The sequence below is a fragment of the Saccharothrix luteola genome (assembly GCF_020859565.1).
GTDB lineage: Bacteria > Actinomycetota > Actinomycetes > Mycobacteriales > Pseudonocardiaceae > Actinosynnema > Actinosynnema luteola.
This window is the reverse complement of sequence record NZ_JAJHUO010000010.1, coordinates 49,702-69,314: the sequence shown is the minus strand read 5'-3', so window position 1 is coordinate 69,314 and position 19,613 is coordinate 49,702. Positions and strand designations below refer to the sequence as shown.

Below are 19,613 nucleotides of genomic sequence, written 5' to 3'. Positions count from 1 at the left end.
GATACCCGTCATGCAAGCGGTCGTGGAAGTCCTCAAGAGCGAGGGCGTCGACACGGTCTTCGGATGCCCGGGAGCGGCGATCCTGCCGCTCTACAAGGCCATGGAGCAGGACGGCACGATCGAGCACCTGATCGTGCGGCACGAGGAAGGCGCCACGCACATGGCCGACGGCTGGTCGCGCACGACCGGCAACGTCGGCGTGGCCATCGGCACGTCCGGCCCGGCGGGCACCAACATGATCACCGGCCTCTACACCGCGCAGGCGGACTCCGTGCCGATCCTGTGCGTCACCGGTCAGGCGGCGACGTCCGAGCTGCACCAGGAGGCGTTCCAGGCGGTCGACATCGTGGCGGTCGCCGCGCCCGTCACCAAGTGGGCGGTGCAGGTCAAGGAGGCCGCGCAGGCGCCGTGGATCTTCCGGGAGGCGTTCCGGATCGCCCGGTCGGGCCGGCCGGGGCCGGTGCTGATCGACCTGCCGATCGACGTGCAGAAACAGGAGATCGAGTGGGACCACACCATCGACGCGCCGCTGCCCGTCACCCGGCCCGAACCGCACCCGGCCCGCGTGGCGCGGGCGCTGGACATGCTCCTCGCCGCCGAACGGCCGTTGCTGCTCGCGGGCGGCGGCGTGATCCTCGCCGAGGCGCACGAGGAGCTGCTGGCGCTGGCCGAGCACCTGAACGTGCCGATCCAGGCCACGTTGATGGGCAAGGGCGCGATCGACGAGGACCACCCGCTGTACGCGGGCATGACGGGCATCCAGACGTCGCAGCGGTACGGCAACGCGTCGTTCCTGGAGAGCGACCTGGTGGTGGCGCTGGGCGCGCGGTTCGGCGACCGGCACACGGGTGACCTGGCGACGTACCGGGGCGACCGGAAGTTCGTGCACGTGGACGTGGAGCCGACGCAGATCGGCAAGGTCTTCGGGCCGGACCTGGGCGTGGTCTCGGACGTGAAGGCGTTCCTGCGGGCGTTGCTCGCCCTGGCGCGGACCAGGACAGGGCCACGCCCGGACAACGCCTGGACGGCGCGGACCCGTGAGCTCAAGGCGACCCTGTTGCGCCGCGAGGACTTCGACACCGTGCCGGTGAAGGCGCCGCGGGTGTTCAAGGAGATCAACGAGTTCTACGGCCCGGACGCCTACTTCGTCACGGCCATCGGGCTGTACCAGATCTGGTCCGGCCAGCACCAGAAGGCGCACCGGCCCCGGCACTACCAGGTGTGCGGGCAGGCCGGGCCGCTCGGCTGGGAGATACCGGCCGCGATCGGCGTGAAGAAGGCGCTCAAGCACAGCGACCCGGCCGCCGAGGTGGTGGGGATCGTCGGCGACTACTCGTTCCAGTTCCTGGTGGAGGAGCTGGCCGTGGGCGCCCAGTACGACGTGCCGTTCGTGCTGATCATGCTGAACAACGAGTACCTGGGTTTGATCCGCATGGCCGAGGACCACGGCGGCTACGACATGGCGTACGAGGTGGACATCCACTACGACACCGTCGGGTCGGACAACGTCAAGATCATGGAGGCCTACGGCTGCTCCGGCACCAGGGTCACCGAACCCGGCCGCATCCGGGAGAGCCTGGAGTGGGCGCGCAAGGAGGCCGAGCGCACCAGCCGCCCCGTCCTGGTCGAGATCATGATCGAACGCGAGGGCGACACCGCCAACGGCACCTCGATCGCCGCCGTTCGCGAGTACGAAGAGGTGCCGTGACGGGGCACGTCGTCGTCGCGCCCGACAAGTTCAAGGGCACGCTCACCGCACCGCGCGTGGCCGCCGCCGTCGCGCGCGGCCTGCGCGACGTGGTCCCCGACCTGGACGTGCGCTGCCTGCCGGTGGCCGACGGCGGCGACGGCACGGTGGACGCCGCCGCCGCCGCCGGGTTCGTCCGGGTCGGCCGGTGGGTCACCGGGCCCGCCGGCAGGCCGGTCCCGGCGAGCTTCGCGGTGCGCGGCGACACGGCGGTGGTCGAAGTGGCCGCGGCGGCGGGCTCCGCCCTGCTGGACCGCCCCGCTCCGATGACGGCGACCAGCAGGGGCGTCGGCGAGCTGCTGCGCTCCGCCCACGACCTGGGCTGCCGGCGGCTGGTCCTGGGCGCGGGCGGCAGCGCGTGCACCGACGGCGGCAGGGGGATGCTCGACGGGCTCGGCGGCCGGGACCTGCGCGACGTCGAGCTGGTCCTGGCCACCGACGTCGACAACCCCCTGCTGGGGCCGCACGGCGCGGCGGCGGTCTACGGCCCGCAGAAGGGCGCGACCCCGCGCCAGGTCGAGGAGTTGGAAGCGAGGCTGCGCGACTGGGCCGACGAGATCGACCCGTCCTACGCCGACCACCCGGGCGCGGGCGCCGCCGGCGGCATCGGGTTCGCCGCGCTGGCCGTGCTCGGCGCGACCAGGCGGCCCGGCATCGACGTGGTGCTCGACCTGGTCGGGTTCGCCGACCACCTGCCCGGCGCCCGCCTGGTGATCACCGGCGAGGGCTCGCTCGACCACCAGACCGCGCACGGCAAGGCGCCGGCGGGCGTGGCGAAGGCGGCCGGCGGCGTGCCCGTCGTGGCGGTGGCCGGCCGGTGCGCCGTCGACCCCGCCGACCTGGGCATCGAAGCCGCCTACGCGCTGCTGGACGTCGAGCCGGACCTGGCGCGCTGCCTGGCCGAACCGGAACCGGTCCTGCGACGTCTGGCCGGTCGCATCGCCGCCGACCGGCTGGGAGAGTGACGTGCATGGATTTGGTGCTGCGCGCTGCCCGAGTGATCACGCCGGACGGGGAACGCCGTGCCGACGTCGGCGTCGCGGGCGGTCGGATCGTCGAGGTGGCCGACCACCTGGACGCCGGGACCGTCGTGACGCTCGCCGACGACGAAGTCCTCCTGCCCGGCCTGGTCGACACGCACGTCCACGTGAACGACCCGGGCCGCAGCGACTGGGAGGGCTTCGAGACCGCGACCAGGGCGGCGGCGGCGGGCGGCGTCACCACGATCATCGACATGCCGCTCAACAGCGTGCCGCCGACGACCACGGTGGCCGCCCTGAAGGCCAAGCGGGAGGCGGCGCGGGACCGGGCGCACGTCGACGTCGGGTTCTGGGGCGGCATCGTGCCGACGAACCTGGACGACCTGGAGGAGTTGCACGACGCCGGCGTGTTCGGCTTCAAGTGCTTCCTGATCCACTCGGGCGTGGACGAGTTCCCGCACGTCACCGAGGACGAGCTGAGGGCGGCCCTGCTGCGGCTGCGCGGACGTGACGCCCTGACGATCGTGCACGCCGAGGACCCGCTCGAGGTCACCGACTCCGGTCCCGGCTACCGCGCCTTCCTCGACTCCCGGCCGCACCGGGCCGAGCAGCACGCCATCACGACCGTGGTCGACCTGGCCAACGAGACCAGGGCCAGGCTGCACGTGCTGCACCTGTCCAGCGGCGAGGCCGTGCGGCAGGTGCGGATCGCCAAGGACCTCGGGCTGCGGCTGACCGCCGAGACGTGCCCGCACTACCTGACGTTCGTCGCGGAGGAGATCGGCGACACGGCCACGGAGTTCAAGTGCTGCCCGCCGATCCGCGACGCGGCCAACCGCGAGCAGCTCTGGCGCGCGTTGGGCGAGGACCTGATCGACCTCGTCGTCACCGACCACTCGCCGTGCACCCCGGAGCTGAAGCAGGGCGACTTCGCCACCGCGTGGGGCGGTATCGCGAGCCTGCAGCTGGGCCTGTCCGCGGTGTGGACCCAGGCCAGGCAACGGGGGCACGCGCTGACCGACGTGGTCCGGTGGATGGCGACCAACCCGGCCGACCTGGTCGGGCTGGGGACGAAGGGCCGCATCGCGCCCGGCGCGGACGCCGACTTCTGCGTGTTCGCGCCGGACGACGCGTTCGTCGTGGACCGCGCCGCACTGCGCCACCGCAACCCCGTCACGCCCTACCACGGCCGTCCGCTGGCGGGCGTGGTGCGGCAGACGTGGCTGCGCGGTCGGCCGATCGACGACCGGCCGCGCGGCCGGCTGCTGAGCCACCACGGCTGAGCCGAGGACCGACAGAGGAGCCGCATGACGGAAGCACCCGGCTGGACCCGACTGCCCGACCTGGCCTGCCGCGCGGTCGGCGGCAGCGTGATGTGGGCCAACGACGAGTTCTTCGCCGAGCGCGAGAACCTGATCCGCGCAGGCGAGCCGGAGTACCGGACCTACACGTTCGGGCACAAGGGCCAGGTCTACGACGGGTGGGAGACCCGCCGCCGCCGGGAGAGCGGCGAGGACCGGGCGATCGTCCGGCTCGGCCTGCCGGGCGTGATCAAGGGCGTCGTGGTCGACACCGCGTTCTTCAAGGGCAACTACCCGCCGTTCGCGTCGGTCGAGGCCACCTCCGCCACGGGCTACCCGGCGCCCGACGAGCTGGCCGGCTGGGAGACCGTGGTGCCGAAGTCGCCGCTGGGAGGCGACCGCAAGCACTACTTCGAGGTGTCGGCTGCCCGCCGCTACACGCACGTCCGGCTCACCATCCACCCGGACGGCGGGGTGGCCAGGCTGCGCGTGCACGGCACGCCGGTGGCCGACCCCGACCTGATCGTGCCGGACGCGCTGGACCTGGCCGCGCTGGAGAACGGCGCGTCGGTCACCGGGTGCAGCAACATGTTCTACAGCGACCCGGGCAACCTCATCGCGCCCGGTCAGGCCACGGTCATGGGCGAGGGCTGGGAAACCGCGCGCCGGCGTGACGACGGCAACGACTGGGTCGAGGTCGAGCTGGCCGCGCCGGGCGTCATCCGGCTCGCGGAGCTGGACACCAGCCACTTCAAGGGCAACGCGCCGGGCTGGGCGTCGGTCCGGGCCCGCGACGCGCGGACCGGCGCGGAGTTCGACGTGCTGCCGCGCACCCGGCTCCAGCCCGACACCCGCCACCGCTTCCGCGTCGAGGACGCCCCCGAGGCCACCCACGCGCGGCTCGACATCTACCCGGACGGCGGGATGGCGCGGCTGCGGCTGTTCGGCCGGTTGACCGCCCGCGGTCTCAGGGTGATCACCCAGCGCTACCAGGACTTGCGCTGAAAGACGCGGAAGTTGTCAGTCCTTGGGTTGATTGTTGGTGAGACTTCAGTCGGTTGTGGTGCGTTCGGCCGCCCTGGAAGCCTGCGGAAACCCGATTGGGTGAACAGGAACTAGGGAGGAACCTGTGCGACCGATCATCAGGGCGCTCGGCGGTGTCGCCACCGCGTTGGCGCTCGCAGCGGGGACGACGTCGGTGGCGTCGGCCGAAACGGAGCCGGCGCGCGGCGCGGGTGGGATCGACTGGCGGCCGTGCCCGGAACTGGCCGAGGTGGAGTGCGGCACGCTGAGCCTGCCGATCGACTGGGCGAACCCGCGCGGCGAGAAGTTCGACCTCGCCGTGGCCCGCCGCAAGGCCACCGACCCCGCCAAGCGCATCGGGGTCATGGTCGTCAACCCGGGCGGGCCGGGCGGCTCGGGCGTGAACTTCGCCCTGGGGGCGGACGGCTACTTCAGCCCGGAGGTGCAGCAGCGCTTCGACATCATCGGGTTCGACCCGCGCGGCGTCGCCCGCAGCCAGCCGGTGCAGTGCTCGGTCGAGGTGCTGCGCGCCCAGCCGTCGATCCACCCGGCCGACCAGCGGGAGTTCGACCGGCTCGCCGCGTACAACCGCGAGCTGGCCGCCGACTGCCGCGAGCACAGCGGCCCGATCTACGACCACGCCGACACCGGTGCGGTCGTCAAGGACATCGACGCGCTGCGCAAGGCCCTCGGCGAGCGCAAGATCAACTACTACGGCCTGTCCTACGGCACCCTCATCGGCCAGCAGTACGCCGAGGAGTTCGGGCGGAACATCCGCGCCATGGTGATCGACTCCAACATGGACCACAGCCTCGGCACCTGGCGGTTCAACGAGACCGAGGCCGCGACGGCCGAGGACTCGTTCCGCGAGTTCGTGGCGTGGTGCGACCGCACCGAGTCGTGCGCCCTGCACGGCCAGGACGTGGCGAAGGTGTGGGACGAGCTGCTGGCCCGCGCCGACCGGGGTGAGATCACCGACCCGCTGGAGCCGGACCGCGAGGTGACCGCCGACGACGTCATCGGCGTCGCGTTCGGCGCGTTCTACGGCCCGCACTGGCAGCGGCTGTCGGAGTTCCTGGTCGAGCTCGGCGCGGGCACGCACGCGACGTCCTTCGCAGTGGAGGAGACCGCGCGCAACCCGTTCCCGGCCGTGTTCTGCCAGGACTGGGCGATCCGGGTCAAGGACCACCGCCAGTTCTCCGCCCTGGTCGACCGCGCCCGTCAGCTCGCGCCGCACATGCGCGGCTCGTCGCTCGGGCACACCGCCATGGCGGGCTGCGTCGGCCTGCCGGAGCGGGTCAACAACCCGCAGCACCGGCTCGAGATCGAGGACGCGCCGAAGATCCTGATGCTCAACGCGCTGCACGACCCCGCCACCGGCTACGAGTGGGCCGTCAACGCGCACCGGCAGAGCCGCGACACCACGGTCCTGCTGACCTACGAGGGCTGGGGCCACGGCGTCTACGACCGCAGCGAGTGCACCCGCCGCGCGACGGACGACTACCTGGTCGACTTGAAGACGCCTCGGCCGGGTGCGCGGTGCGCGGCCGTCGAGCCCGCGCCGCAGTCGATCGCGTCCCTGGACGCGAAGCCCGTCCCGGCGGGCCCGACCACGGCCATCCCGGGCTGGCTGGAGTAGCAGTCGGCCGGCGCCGCCCCCACCACCCGGCTGGGGCGGCCCCGGCCGGTCTGGCAGGCTCGGCCGCGACCACGGGGCACGGCGGCCGACCGTTGGTGACCCAGCGTCGTCAGGCCATTGCGCGGGATCACACGAACCACCGCAAAGCCGAGTCGCGCTCGCACGGTCCGTCACCGGAAATCTCGCGGCGACCCGGACTGGTTGCGGGCGGAACTGCTTGCTTCAACCCCGCGAAACGTGCCTGTAACACCAGGGGCGGGACAGTTCACCTGTACGAAACCTGAGGCGCAACCGCGTGAAACAGGACATACCGATGCTCCCTGCAACCGACGTGCAGTGGAGGTCGACGTGGATACAGGGGACACCGCCTGGGTGCTCACCAGTGCCGCACTGGTGCTGTTGATGACGCCGGGACTTGCCTTCTTCTACGGGGGCATGGTCCGGTCGAAGAGTGTGCTCAACATGATGATGATGAGCCTGGGCGCAATCGCCGTGGTCGGTGTGCTCTGGGTGTTGGTCGGCTATTCGATGGCGTTCGGCACCGACGTCGGCGCCGGCCTGCTCGGCAAGCCGTTCGAGTTCTTCGGCCTCGACGGCCTGCTCGGCAAGGAGTCGTTGTCGGGGACCATCCCGAGCACCGTCTTCGTCGCGTTCCAGGCGATGTTCGCCATCATCACGGTGGCGCTGATCTCCGGCGCGATCGCCGACCGGGCGCGCTTCGGGCCGTGGCTGCTGTTCGCCGGCCTGTGGGCCGTGCTCGTGTACTTCCCGGTCGCGCACTGGGTGTTCGACTTCGACGGCAAGGACGCTGACGGCAACGTCGTCGACGCGGGCGGCTGGATCGCCAACAAGCTGCTCGCCATCGACTTCGCGGGTGGCACGGCGGTCCACATCAACGCCGGTGCGGCGGGCCTCGCGCTGGCGCTCGTCCTCGGCAAGCGCGTCGGTTGGCCGAAGGACCGGATGAAGCCGCACAGCCTGCCGCTGGTCGTGCTGGGCGCGGGTCTGCTGTGGTTCGGCTGGTTCGGCTTCAACGCGGGCTCCGCCCTCGGCGCGAACGCCACCGCCGGCGTCACCTTCGTCAACACCCTGGTCGCCACCGCCGCCGCGATGCTCGGCTGGCTGCTCGTGGAGCGCGTGCGCGACGGCAACGCCACCACGCTCGGCGCCGCGTCCGGCGTTGTCGCGGGCCTGGTCGCCATCACCCCGGCCTGCTCGTCGGTCACCCCGCTCGGGGCCATCGCGATCGGCGCGATCACCGGCGCCCTGTGCGCCCTGGCGGTCAGCTTGAAGTACCGCTTCGGCTTCGACGACTCGCTCGACGTGGTGGGCGTGCACCTGGTCGGTGGCCTCTCCGGCACCATTCTGATCGGCTTCTTCGCCAGCTCCTCCGCCCCGGCGGGCATCGACGGCCTCTTCTACGGCGGCGGCGTCGACCAGTTGTGGCGGCAGGCCGTCGGCGCGCTGGCCGTGCTCGCGTACTCGTTCGTGCTGAGCCTCGTCCTCGGCTACCTGGTCAAGCTCACCGTCGGCTTCCGCGCCGACGAGGAGGCCGAGGTCGCCGGCATCGACGAGGCCGAGCACGCGGAGACCGCGTACGAGTTCGGCAGCGGCATCGGCGCCCGTGGCGGCAGCAAGCCCAGTGTCGCCGCCGGCGCCACTGCGGTCCTCGAGGGGAGCAACAAGTCATGAAGTTGGTCACCGCGATCATCAAGCCCTTCACCCTGGACGACGTGAAGGCGTCCCTGGAGCAGCTGGGCGTGCTGGGCATGACCGTCAGCGAGGTCCAGGGGTACGGCAGGCAGAAGGGCCACACCGAGGTCTACCGCGGCGCCGAGTACGCCGTGGACTTCGTGCCCAAGCTGCGCATCGAGGTCCTGGTGGACGACACCGCCGTGGAGAAGGTCCTCGACGCCGTCGTGGAGGCCGCGCGCACCGGCAAGATCGGTGACGGGAAGGTCTGGGTGACGCCGGTCGACACCGTCATCCGGGTCCGCACCGGGGAGCGCGGCTCGGATGCCCTATAGGGATCCGAAGTAGGAATGGGAGACGGCCGTATGGATAACGCCGAGGCGGCCGTCGTCACGGCTGACGACCTGGTGCGAGCACGCGATCGGCTGCTCGCGCCAGGTCGGCGCCGTTTGACGGGGGAGTCGCTGCGCGAGGCGCTGGTGGACCTGCACGAGTTCTGGCTCACCGCGCACGCCTCGCTGTCGGGCGTCGGCGGACCGGGCAGTGGGGTCGCACTGGTCGCCGTGGGGGGTCTGGGCAGGCGGGAGCTGGTGCCCTATTCCGATCTCGACCTGCTCTTGGTGCACAACGGGCACAAGGGCGTGGACGGGATCGCCGAGAAGCTCTGGTACCCGCTGTGGAACTCCGGCATCGGCCTCGACCACTCGGTGCGCACGGTCGGCGAGGCGCTGCGCGTCGCCGCCGGTGACCTGCGCACCGCGTTGGGGCTGCTGGACATCCGCCACATCGCGGGCGACCAGGAGATCAGCAAGCGGCTGACCGACAGCGCCCGGCAGGCGTGGCGCACCGGGGTGCGCACGAGGCTGGACGAGATGGCCGAGTCGGCGTCGCGGCGGTGGGCCCGCAGCGGCGAGATCGCGCACCGCGTCGAGCCGGACCTCAAGCACGGCCGCGGTGGGCTGCGCGACGTGACGCTGCTGGACGCGTTGAGCGCGGCGCAGCTGACCGACCGGCCGTCCGCCGAGGTCAACGAGGCCCGCAAGCTGCTGCTGGACGTGCGCACCGAGCTGCGCCGGGTGGCGGGCAAGCCGCGCGACGTGCTCCGCGCGCAGGACGGTGACGAGGTCGCCACCGCGTTGGGCCTGCAGGACCGCTTCACGCTGGCCCGGTCGATGTCGTCCGCCGCCCGCACGATCGTGTACGCCGTGGACGTGGCCATGCGCACAGCGCGCGCCGCGGTGCCCAAGCGCGGGCTGGGCGTGTTCGCCCGTTCCCCGCTCAGGCGTGCCCCGGCCAGGCGCCCGCTGGACGAGGGCGTGGTGCTGCACGGCTCCGAGGTGGCGTTGGCGCGTGACGCCGTGCCCAGCCGCGACCCGGCCCTGCTGCTCCGCGTCGCCACGGCCGCCGCGCGCAGCAAGCACCCGATCGCCCCGGGCACGTTGGCCAAGCTCGCCGACTCGGCACCGGAGCTGCGCCAACCGTGGCCGAGGGAGGCCCGCGAGGAACTGCTGGCCCTGCTCGGCACCGGCGTGGGCCTGATCGACGTGGTCGAGGCGCTGGACCGCACCGGCCTGTGGGGCAGGCTCTTCCCCGAGTGGGGCGCGGTGCGCGACCTGCCGCCGCGCGACGCCGCGCACACGTGGACCGTCGACCGGCACCTGGTGCAGGCCACCGCGCACGCCGCACGCCTGGTGACCAGGGTCTCCCGGCCGGACCTGCTGCTGCTCGGCACGTTGGTGCACGACATCGGCAAGGGCAGGCAGGCCGACCACTCCGAGGTCGGCGCGGCGATCACCACCCAGATCGCCGAACGGCTCGGCCTGTGGCCGCAGGACGTGGCCACGCTCACCGCGCTGGTGCGCCACCACCTCCTGCTGCCGCACACGGCCACCCGCCGTGACGTGGAGGACGAGGCCACCGTGCGCCGCGTGGTGGACACGCTCGGCGGCGACCCCGTGCTGCTGGAGCTGCTCTACGCGCTGGCCGAGGCCGACGCCGTGGCCACCGGGCCGGGCGTGTGGTCGGACTGGAAGGCCTCGCTGATCAGCGACCTGGTCGCGCGCTGCCGCACGGCGATGGCGGGCGACCCGCTGCCCGAGCCGGAGCCGTTGGACCAGCGCCAGCAGGACCTCGCGCGGGCCGTGCTGGCCAGCGGCAAACCGGACGTGCTCATCGACCCGGGCGACCACGCGGCCACCGTGACGGTGGTCGCGCCCGACCGGCCGGGGCTGCTGTCCCGGGCGGCCGGCGTGCTCGCGCTGAACTCCCTGGAAGTGCACGCCGCCACCCTGCGCTCCCACGAGGGCGCGGCCGTGGACGTGTTCACGGTGTCGCCCAGGTTCGGCTCCCTGCCGGACGTGACCCTGCTGCGCGAGCAGCTCACCAGGGCGCTGGACGGCTCCCTCGCGCTGGCCGACAAGCTCGCCGCGAAGGAACGCGACTACGGCGGCCCGCCGCAGGACCCGCCGCCGCCGAAGGTGCTCTGGTTCGACGACGAGTCGACCGGCGCGGTGGTGCTGGAACTGCGCGCGGCGGACCGGATCGGGCTGCTGCACCACGTCGCGGACGCGTTGGAGCAGTCCGGAGTGGACATCGTCTGGGCGCGGGTGTCCACATTGGGCTCCACGGTGGTGGACTCGTTCGCCATCACCTCGCCCGAAGGCGGCAACGCCGACCAGCGGCGGCGGGTCGAGCGGGCCGTGCTGCTCGCCGCGCGCTGAGGTTGCGTAGGTCTACGCACAACCGACCGAGGGTGCTCACGCTGCCGGTGGACCCCCGTGCCGGGGGAGGCTTCTCCCCGTGGCACAGGGGACCGCGCGGCCGGGGGGCGCCGGCGGGGTCAGCGCCACCGCGTGGTCGGGAGCGGCCTGTCGAGGGGTTGGGCCGCTCTCGATCACGCCCGGAACTCGTGGTCGTCCGAAACGTCTCTTTAGTATGGATGCGATGACCGCTGTCGCCGTGAGGCCGCGCTCGCTGGTCGTGCTGGCCGGACTGCCGGGAGCGGGCAAGTCGACGCTGCTCGCCGCCGCCGACACGGGCGGCGCGCCCACCGTCGTGCTGGATTCCGACCAGGTGCGGACCAGCCTCCGCGCCTTCTTCCCCAAGGCCCTGCCGTACCGGCTCTACCGCCCGTTGGTGCACTTCGTGCACCGGGCCCGGATCGTGTGGTTCGCGATCACCACGAACGGCCTGCTGCTCGTGCACGAGCCGTCCACCCGCCCGACCACCCGCGCCGGCCTCGTCGCCGTCGGCGCGCTGACCAACCGGCCACGGCACTTCCTGTGGCTGGACGCGAGCCCCGAGCAGGCCCTGTCCGGCCAGGTGGCGCGGGGCAGGCTGATCCGGTCGCGGTCGTTCACGCGGCACGTGCGCCGCGCGGCCAGGCTCCGCGCCCGGTTCGCCGAGGGCGTGCCGCCGCGCGGCTGGCAGGGCCTGACCCTGCTGACCCGTCGTGACCACCTGCGCCTGTCGGTGACGCCGGCGTGAACGGCTACCCTGAGTACGAGGAACCCACCGACGACGTGCGAGGTCTGGCGGCATCGTGTTCAACACCCTTTCCGACCGGCTCACCTCGGTCCTGCAGAACCTGCGGGGCAAGGGGCGGCTGTCCGAGGCCGACATCGACGCCACCGCGCGCGAGATCCGGGTCGCGCTGCTGGAGGCCGACGTCGCGCTGCCCGTGGTGCGCACGTTCATCGCGAAGGTCAAGGAGCGCGCCAAGGGCGCCGAGGTCAGCCAGGCCCTGAACCCGGCCCAGCAGGTCGTCAAGATCGTCAACGAGGAGCTGGTCGGCATCCTCGGCGGGGAGACCCGCAGGCTCAACCTGGCCAAGAACCCGCCGAGCGTGATCATGCTCGCGGGTCTGCAAGGTGCCGGTAAGACCACCCTGGCGGGCAAGCTCGCCAAGTGGCTCAAGGGCCAGGGCCACACCCCGATGCTGGTGGCGTGCGACCTCCAGCGCCCCAACGCGGTGACCCAGCTGCAGGTGGTCGGCGAGCGCGCGGGCGTGCCCGTGTTCGCGCCCGAGCCCGGCAACGGCGTGGGCGACCCGGTCGACGTGGCCCGCAAGGGCATCGAGGAGGCCAAGCGGGCGCAGCACGACATCGTGCTGGTCGACACCGCGGGCCGCCTCGGCGTCGACGAGGAGATGATGCGCCAGGCCGTCGACATCCGCGCCGCCGTGCAGCCCGACGAGGTGCTGTTCGTGGTCGACGCGATGATCGGCCAGGACGCGGTGAACACCGCCACGGCGTTCCAGGACGGCGTCGGCTTCACCGGCGTGGTGCTCACCAAGCTCGACGGCGACGCCCGCGGTGGCGCCGCGCTCAGCGTCCGCGAGGTCACCGGCCAGCCCATCCTGTTCGCCTCGAACGGCGAGAAGCTGGAGGACTTCGACGTCTTCCACCCGGACCGGATGGCGAGCCGGATCCTGGGCATGGGCGACATGCTCACCCTCATCGAGCAGGCCGAGCAGGCGTTCGACGCCGACCAGGCCGAGGCCGCCGCGGTCAAGATGGGCTCCGGCCAGCTCACGCTCGAGGACTTCCTGGAGCAGATGCTGGCCCTGCGCAAGATGGGCCCGATCGCGAACCTGCTCGGCATGCTGCCCGGCGCGGGCCAGATGAAGGACCAGCTGGCCAACCTGGACGAGCGGCACCTGGACCGGGTGCAGGCGATCATCCGCGGCATGACCCCGGCCGAGCGCGACGACCCGAAGATCATCAACGCGTCCCGCCGGCTGCGCATCGCCAACGGCTCCGGCGTCCGGGTCAGCGACGTGAACGACCTGGTCAACCGCTTCTTCGAAGCGCGCAAGATGATGAGCCAGATGGCCGGCCGCTTCGGCCTGCCCGGCGGTGGCGGCAAGAACAACCGCAAGGGCAAGGGCAAGAAGGGGAAGAAGGGCAAGGGCCGCGGCCCCACCCCGCCGAAGGTGCGCGGCGGGTTCCCCGGCATGCCCGGGATGATGCCCGGCATGCCTCCGCAGGGCGGCGGTCCCGCGCTGCCACCCGGCCTCGGCGGCTTCGACCAGCTCCCGCCCGGCTTCGACCCGTCGAAGCTGAAGTTCGACAAGTGAGCGGCCTGCACCTGCGGGGCGTCGTCCTCCCCGAGGGTGGCGACCCGCGGGACGTCTGGGTGGTCAACGGGCGGATCCGCACCCGGCCGGTGCCCGGCGCGACCACCGTCAGCAGCGGCGGGTACCTGGTGCCCGGCCTGGTCGACGCGCACTGCCACGTCGGCCTGGGCGCCAGGGGCGCGGTCGACCTGCCCGAGGCGGTCGACCAGGCCCTCGCCGACCGGCGGACGGGCACCCTGCTCATCCGCGACTGCGGCTCGCCGCTGGACACGCGACCGCTGCAGGAGCGCCTCGACCTGCCCCGGATCATCCGCGCGGGCAGGCACCTGGCCAGGCCCAAGCGGTACATCAAGTACCTGGGCGTCGAGATCGAGGACCCGGCCGACCTGCCGTCCGCCGTGGCCGAGCAGGTCGCCGCCGGCGACGGCTGGGTGAAGCTGGTCGGCGACTGGATCGACCGCTCCACCGGCGACCTCGCGCCCCTGTGGACCGAGGACGTGCTCACCGAGGCGATCAAGGTCGCGCACGAGAACAAGGCCAGGGTCACCGCGCACGTCTTCGGCGAGGACGCCCTGCCCGCCCTGCTCAACGCGGGCATCGACTGCATCGAGCACGGCACGGGCCTGACCGACGACACGATCGCGCAGATGGCCCGCAACGGGACCGCGCTGGTGCCGACGTTGATCAACATCGAGAACTTCCCGGCCATCGCGGCGGGCGCCGACAAGTACCCGGTCTACCAGGGCCACATGCGGCACCTGTACGAGCGCAACACCGAGACCATCGCGAAGGCGGTCGAGGCGGGCGTGCCGGTGTTCGCGGGCACGGACGCGGGCGGCGGCATCGAGCACGGCCGGATCGTGGACGAGATCAAGGCGCTGCACGGGGTCGGCCTGAGCACCACCCAGGCCCTCGGCGCGGCGTCCTGGGCCGCCCGCGAGTGGCTCGGCTTCCCGTCGCTGACCGAGGGCGCCGCGGCCGACGTCGTGGTCTACGAGGACGACCCGCGTGAGGACCTCGACGCCCTGCGGCACCCGAAGCTGGTCATGCTGCGCGGCCGGATCCACGCCTGACCTCGCGGCGCCCGGTCGGCTGCGGTAGGAAATCCGTGATGGGGGCGGGTGGCGAGGAGTTCTTCCGCCACCCGTGGTGAGTGCTGCCGCCGTCAGGGTGATCTTGAACGGCCTCGGGCAGCACTCCGCCCCACCGGACCACTACGTTCGGACGAGTGGAGGAACAGCAGGACCAGGACACCGGCCGCGCGCACTGGGGTTTCCTGGCGTTCTTCACCGGGCTCGGCGGTTACCACCTCGCCATCCTCGCCTTCACCGCCGCGACGGCCGACCGCTTCGCCGAGGTGGACGTCACCAACCCGCCGGTGCTCGGCCCGCTCCTGCTGCTGGTCTTCCTGCCCAACGTCCTGCTCGGCCTCGGCCCCGTCGTCATCTCCTGGTACCGGGGCGACGGGCCCAACAAGGACTTCGGCCTGGTGCCCACCCTCCGCGACCTGAAGGTCGGCCTGGCCGCAGGCGGCGCGGCGCTGCTGGCCGCCTGGCTCATCGGCGCGCTGCTGCTGCGCATCAACCCGGACCGGTCCAGCTCGCTGGACGAGATCGAAGCCCTCTCCGGCGGCCGGACGGTCTGGCTGGCCGCCGCGGCGCTGTTCGTCTTCCTCGGCGCGCCGCTGACCGAGGAACTGCTCACCAGGGGAGCGCTGTGGCAGGCGCTGGCCCACTACCGGATACCCAGGATCGCGATCCTGGCGCTGACCGCCGTCGTCTTCGCGTTCCTGCACGAGGAGAGCTGGCGCGTGCTGAGCCTGTTCGCGCAGGGGCTGGCCATCGGCGCGGCCCGCATGATCACCGGCCGGGTGGCCTCCAGCGTGGTGGCCCACGCGACGAACAACCTGCTGCCCGCCGTCTACCTCTACACCGGCTGACTAGGGTGGATGGCTGTGACACGACCGGATGAACCGCCCCCGGGGCTGATCGCCAGCGTCCGCGCGGTGGGACGGGAGCCCGAAGCGGTGCACGCGGGCCAGCGGTGGGGCTTCGGCGCGTTCCTGCTCGTCGAAGCGGTCTTCGTGCTCAGCGCGGTGTTCATCACGGCGGTGGCCAGGACCTCGGGCACGGACATCGGCTCGTCGGTGAGCTTCGTCCTGATCGGGTCCATCGTGCCGACGGTGCTGGCCGCGGCGGTCGCCGTCACCATCACCTACCTGCGCGGCAACGGCCCGTTCCAGGACCTCCGGCTCGCCTGGGACTGGGCGGACGTCAAGGTCGGGCTCAAGCTGGGCGCGCTCGGCCTGGTGCTCACCTACGTGGCCGCGGTGATCTGGTCGAGGGTGGTCGGCGACAAGAACGCCACCTCCGCGATCGGCGAGCTCGTGGACGGCGCGGGGCTGCCGCTGGCCGCCGCCGTGGCGATGTTCCTCTACGTGTGCTTCCTGGGCCCGGTGTGCGAGGAAGTGATCTACCGGGGACTGCTGTGGGGCGCGATCGAGCGGCAGCGCTGGAGCCGGTGGGCGGCGTTCGTGCTGACCACGCTGATCTTCGCGGCCAGCCACCTCGAACCGCTGCGGACGTCGTTGCTCATCGTCATCGCACTGCCCATCGGCATCGCCCGCCTCATCACCCGCAGGCTCACCGCGAGCGTGGTGGCGCACGTCATCAACAACTTCCTGCCCGGCCTGACCCTGCTCCTCGTCTCCATCGGGGTGATGCCCGCGTGAGCACCCGCGCGATCGACCTCAACAGCGACCTCGGCGAGGGCTTCGGCATCTGGCGCCTCGGCGACGACGAAGCCCTGCTCGGCATCGTGACCAGCGCGAACGTGGCCTGCGGCTTCCACGCCGGCGACCCGTCGACCATGCGCCGGGTGTGCGGCCAGGCGGCGGACGCGGGCGTGGCGGTCGGCGCGCAGGTCTCCTACCGCGACCTGGCCGGCTTCGGCCGCCGGTTCATCGACGCGGACCCCTCCGAGCTGGCCGACGAGGTGCTGTACCAGATCGGGGCGCTGGACGCGTGCGCCCGGGCGGCCGGGACGTCGGTCGAGTACGTCAAGCCGCACGGCGCGCTCTACAACGCCGCGGTGCACCACGACCGGCAGGCGCGGGCCGTGGTGGAGGGAGTGAAGGCGTTCGGCGACCTGCCCGTCCTCGGGTTGCCCGGCTCGCGCCTGCTCCACCACGCCGAACGGACGGGCCTGCGCCCGGTGCGGGAGGCGTTCGCCGACCGCGCGTACACACCCGAGGCCACGCTGGTGCCCCGCACCGCGCCGAACGCCGTCCTGACCAGCACGGACGCCGTGCTGGCGCAGGTGCTCCGGCTCGCCGAGCGGGGTGAACTGGTCGCCGCGGACGGCGCCGTCCTCAAGGTGGAGGTCGACTCCATCTGCCTGCACGGCGACACTCCGGGCGCGGTGGAGCACGCGACGAAGATCCGCGGGGCGTTGGCGGACGCGGGCGTCCCCGTGGCCCGATTCGTCCTCCGGTAGAACCGTCTGGCAGAATGGTCGGTTGTTCGCCGAGGTCGGTCCCTCTCACCGTGCCATGGCGCCCCAGACACCTGGGCTTTCACCACCCGTGCCCCACTCGGGTGAGGACTGCCCGCACCTGAGCACACGAGAGCACGAGGAGCACCCACACCCGTGGCCGTCAAGATCAAGCTTCAGCGGCTTGGCAAGATCCGTCAGCCGTACTACCGGATCGTCGTCGCCGATGCCCGCACCCGCCGCAACGGCAAGGCCATCGAGACGATCGGCAAGTACCACCCGAAGGAAGAGCCGTCGTTCATCGCGGTGGACAGCGACCGCGCGCAGTACTGGCTGGGCGTCGGCGCGCAGCCGACCGAGTCGGTCCAGCGCCTGCTGGAGATCACCGGTGACTGGCAGAAGTTCAAGGGCCTGCCGGGTGCCGAGGGCACGCTGAAGGTCAAGGAGCCGAAGACGAGCAAGGCGGACCTGTTCGCCGCCGCGCTCGCCGCCGCCGGCGACGCGCCGTCCACCGAGGCGACGACCCCGAAGAAGAAGTCGGCCAAGAAGGACGACGCCAAGAAGGCTGACGCCGAGGCCGCTCCCGAGGCTGCCAAGGACGAGGCGTGAGCTTGTTGGCTGACGCCCTCGAACACCTCGTTCGGGGCATCGTCGACCACCCGGACGACGTCCGGGTGAACCTGGTCACGACCCGCCGCGGTCGCACGCTCGAGGTGCACGTCCACCCGGACGACCTCGGCAAGGTGATCGGCCGCAGCGGTCGCACCGCGACCGCCCTGCGCACCGTGATGGCCGGTATCGGTGGTCGTGGCGTGCGCGTCGACGTGGTCGACACCGACCGCTGAACGCGCACATGGACGTCGTCGTCGGCCGAGTGGCCAAGGCGCACGGGATCAGCGGCGAGCTCGCGGTCGACGTGCGCACGGACTCACCCGAGACCCGGTTCGCGCCGGGCTCGGTGCTGACCGCCAAACTGCGCGACGGCACCTCCCGCAACCTCACCGTCGCAGCCGCCCGGAACCACTCCGGGCGGCTGCTGGTGCGTTTCGAGGAAGTGCTGACCCGTGACGTCGCCGAGACGCTGCGCGGCACCTTGCTGCTCGCGAGCACCGAGGACCTGCCGCCGACCGGTGACCCGGACGAGTTCTACGACCACGAGCTCGAAGGGCTGACCGCCGAGCTCGCGGACGGCACGAGGATCGGCACCGTGCTGGAGGTCGTGCACGGACCGGGCGGCGAGCTGCTCGTGGTCAAGCGCGAGAACGGCGACGAGGCCCTGATCCCGTTCGTGCGCGAGATCGTGCCCACCGTGGACCTCGCGGGCAAGCGCGTCCTGCTGGACCCGCCCGAGGGCCTCCTCGATGCGGATTGACGTCGTCACGATCTTCCCGGAGTACCTGGACCCGCTCCGCGCCGCCCTGCTCGGCAAGGCGATCGACAAGGGTCTGATCAGCGTCGGCGTGCACGACCTGCGGAACTGGACGCACGACGTGCACAAGGCCGTCGACGACAGCCCGTACGGCGGCGGTCCGGGCATGGTGATGAAGCCCCAGGTGTGGGGCGAGGCGCTGGACGACGTCGTCACCCCGGCCACCCGCCTGATCGTGCCGACACCGGCCGGTCGGCCGTTCACCCAGCGGTTGGCGCACGACCTGGCCGCGGAGGAGCACCTGGTGTTCGCCTGCGGCCGGTACGAGGGCATCGACCAGCGGGTGGTGGACGACGCGTCGCGCCGGATGCGCGTGGACGAGGTCTCCATCGGCGACTACGTGCTCGTCGGCGGCGAGGTGGCGGTGCTGGTGGTGGTCGAGGCCGTCGTCCGCCTCCTGCCCGGTGTGCTCGGCAACCCGAAGTCGGCCGCCGAGGACTCGTTCTCCGACGGCCTGCTGGAGGGCCCCAGCTACACCCGGCCCGAGGTGTGGCGCGACCTCGCCGTGCCCGAGGTCCTGCGCTCGGGCAACCACAAGGCGATCGACCGCTGGCGGCGCGACCAGTCGCTGCGCCGCACCCGCGAACGCCGCCCCGAACTGCTCGAGGCCCTGCCCGAAGGGGCGCTCGACAAGCACGACCGCAAGCTGCTCGACGAGCTGGACCGAGGGCTGGACTAGGGCCGATTTCTCCCCGCCGCCCCTCGTCTGGCACACTGGACAGGTTGCTGCACCCGGTTCAACTCATCCGGCGTGCGCTAGGCCCGCCCCCGCGCGTGTGTGACTTGAGTTCGGCCGCGCCTTGGGGGAGTACGCAATACACGTGAGGACGAGGACGGACCACCGATGAACACCCTGGACGCTCTTGACGCCCAGTCGCTGCGCTCCGACATCCCCAGCTTCCGGCCGGGCGACACGCTGAAGGTCCACGTCCGCGTCATCGAGGGCTCCCGTGAGCGGGTCCAGGTGTTCCAGGGCGTCGTGATCCGCCGGCAGAACGGCGGCATCCGCGAGACCTTCACCGTCCGCAAGGTCTCGTTCGGCGTCGGCGTCGAGCGCACCTTCCCGGTGCACTCCCCGAACATCGCGGAGATCGAGGTCGCCTCCCGCGGCGACGTCCGCCGGGCGAAGCTGTACTACCTGCGCGACCTGCGCGGCAAGGCCGCCAAGATCAAGGAGAAGCGCGACGCCCGACCGGCCTCCTGACGCCGGACACACGCGGAAGCAGTAGCCTG

The 19,613-nt window shown here is 72.1% G+C and carries 19 protein-coding genes; all 19 read left to right on the top strand.

Annotated features, from left to right (window positions below; all coding sequences use genetic code 11):
- Positions 1-10: 10 nt before the first annotated feature.
- Positions 11-1,708 (top strand): glyoxylate carboligase, encoded by a 1,698-nt coding sequence (gcl, locus tag LNK82_RS15545; protein ID WP_230567696.1) that lies wholly within the window; start codon positions 11-13, stop codon positions 1,706-1,708.
- Positions 1,705-2,712 carry a glycerate kinase gene (locus LNK82_RS15540; RefSeq protein WP_230567695.1) on the top strand — a complete coding sequence of 336 codons (1,008 nt, stop codon included), beginning with the start codon at positions 1,705-1,707 and terminating at the stop codon, positions 2,710-2,712. Before gcl ends, LNK82_RS15540 begins: the two co-directional genes overlap by 4 nt.
- Positions 2,713-2,717: 5 nt before the next feature.
- Positions 2,718-4,010: an allantoinase AllB gene (gene allB / locus LNK82_RS15535; protein WP_230567694.1), complete on the top strand. Its 1,293-nt coding sequence runs from the start codon at positions 2,718-2,720 to the stop codon at positions 4,008-4,010.
- A 24-nt stretch (positions 4,011-4,034) separates the two neighbouring features.
- Positions 4,035-5,033 (top strand): allantoicase, encoded by a 999-nt coding sequence (gene alc / locus LNK82_RS15530; RefSeq protein WP_230567693.1) that lies wholly within the window; start codon positions 4,035-4,037, stop codon positions 5,031-5,033.
- A gap of 124 nt (positions 5,034-5,157) precedes the next feature.
- Positions 5,158-6,690 carry an alpha/beta hydrolase gene (locus tag LNK82_RS15525; RefSeq protein ID WP_230567692.1) on the top strand — a complete coding sequence of 511 codons (1,533 nt, stop codon included), beginning with the start codon at positions 5,158-5,160 and terminating at the stop codon, positions 6,688-6,690.
- A 348-nt stretch (positions 6,691-7,038) separates the two neighbouring features.
- Positions 7,039-8,382 carry an ammonium transporter gene (locus LNK82_RS15520; protein WP_230567691.1) on the top strand — a complete coding sequence of 448 codons (1,344 nt, stop codon included), beginning with the start codon at positions 7,039-7,041 and terminating at the stop codon, positions 8,380-8,382.
- Positions 8,379-8,717, top strand: a complete 339-nt coding sequence (locus LNK82_RS15515; protein WP_230567690.1) for a P-II family nitrogen regulator — start codon at positions 8,379-8,381, stop codon at positions 8,715-8,717. Before LNK82_RS15520 ends, LNK82_RS15515 begins: the two co-directional genes overlap by 4 nt.
- Before the next feature lie 30 nt (positions 8,718-8,747).
- Complete coding sequence (locus LNK82_RS15510; RefSeq protein WP_230567689.1) at positions 8,748-11,102, top strand: [protein-PII] uridylyltransferase; 2,355 nt, start codon at positions 8,748-8,750, stop codon at positions 11,100-11,102.
- A gap of 223 nt (positions 11,103-11,325) precedes the next feature.
- Positions 11,326-11,868 (top strand): AAA family ATPase, encoded by a 543-nt coding sequence (locus LNK82_RS15505; protein WP_230567688.1) that lies wholly within the window; start codon positions 11,326-11,328, stop codon positions 11,866-11,868.
- Between the two features lie 55 nt (positions 11,869-11,923).
- Positions 11,924-13,459 carry a signal recognition particle protein gene (gene ffh / locus LNK82_RS15500; protein WP_230567687.1) on the top strand — a complete coding sequence of 512 codons (1,536 nt, stop codon included), beginning with the start codon at positions 11,924-11,926 and terminating at the stop codon, positions 13,457-13,459.
- Positions 13,456-14,532 (top strand): amidohydrolase family protein, encoded by a 1,077-nt coding sequence (locus LNK82_RS15495; protein ID WP_230567686.1) that lies wholly within the window; start codon positions 13,456-13,458, stop codon positions 14,530-14,532. Before ffh ends, LNK82_RS15495 begins: the two co-directional genes overlap by 4 nt.
- A 155-nt stretch (positions 14,533-14,687) precedes the next feature.
- Positions 14,688-15,398, top strand: coding sequence for a CPBP family intramembrane glutamic endopeptidase (locus tag LNK82_RS15490; RefSeq protein ID WP_230567685.1), 711 nt, complete (start codon positions 14,688-14,690; stop codon positions 15,396-15,398).
- 9 nt (positions 15,399-15,407) lie between these two features.
- Complete coding sequence (locus LNK82_RS15485) at positions 15,408-16,190, top strand: CPBP family intramembrane glutamic endopeptidase (RefSeq protein ID WP_230567684.1); 783 nt, start codon at positions 15,408-15,410, stop codon at positions 16,188-16,190.
- Positions 16,187-16,954, top strand: coding sequence for a LamB/YcsF family protein (locus LNK82_RS15480; protein ID WP_230567683.1), 768 nt, complete (start codon positions 16,187-16,189; stop codon positions 16,952-16,954). Before LNK82_RS15485 ends, LNK82_RS15480 begins: the two co-directional genes overlap by 4 nt.
- Positions 16,955-17,107: 153 nt before the next feature.
- Positions 17,108-17,560: a 30S ribosomal protein S16 gene (rpsP, locus tag LNK82_RS15475; protein WP_123745950.1), complete on the top strand. Its 453-nt coding sequence runs from the start codon at positions 17,108-17,110 to the stop codon at positions 17,558-17,560.
- Complete coding sequence (locus LNK82_RS15470; RefSeq protein WP_015104447.1) at positions 17,557-17,796, top strand: RNA-binding protein; 240 nt, start codon at positions 17,557-17,559, stop codon at positions 17,794-17,796. Before rpsP ends, LNK82_RS15470 begins: the two co-directional genes overlap by 4 nt.
- An 8-nt stretch (positions 17,797-17,804) precedes the next feature.
- Complete coding sequence (gene rimM / locus LNK82_RS15465) at positions 17,805-18,323, top strand: ribosome maturation factor RimM (RefSeq protein WP_230567682.1); 519 nt, start codon at positions 17,805-17,807, stop codon at positions 18,321-18,323.
- Positions 18,313-19,059 carry a tRNA (guanosine(37)-N1)-methyltransferase TrmD gene (gene trmD / locus LNK82_RS15460; protein WP_230567681.1) on the top strand — a complete coding sequence of 249 codons (747 nt, stop codon included), beginning with the start codon at positions 18,313-18,315 and terminating at the stop codon, positions 19,057-19,059. Before rimM ends, trmD begins: the two co-directional genes overlap by 11 nt.
- Positions 19,060-19,224: 165 nt before the next feature.
- Entirely contained in the window at positions 19,225-19,584 is a 360-nt protein-coding gene (gene rplS, locus LNK82_RS15455; protein WP_230567680.1) for a 50S ribosomal protein L19, read from the top strand.
- Positions 19,585-19,613 lie beyond the last annotated feature (29 nt).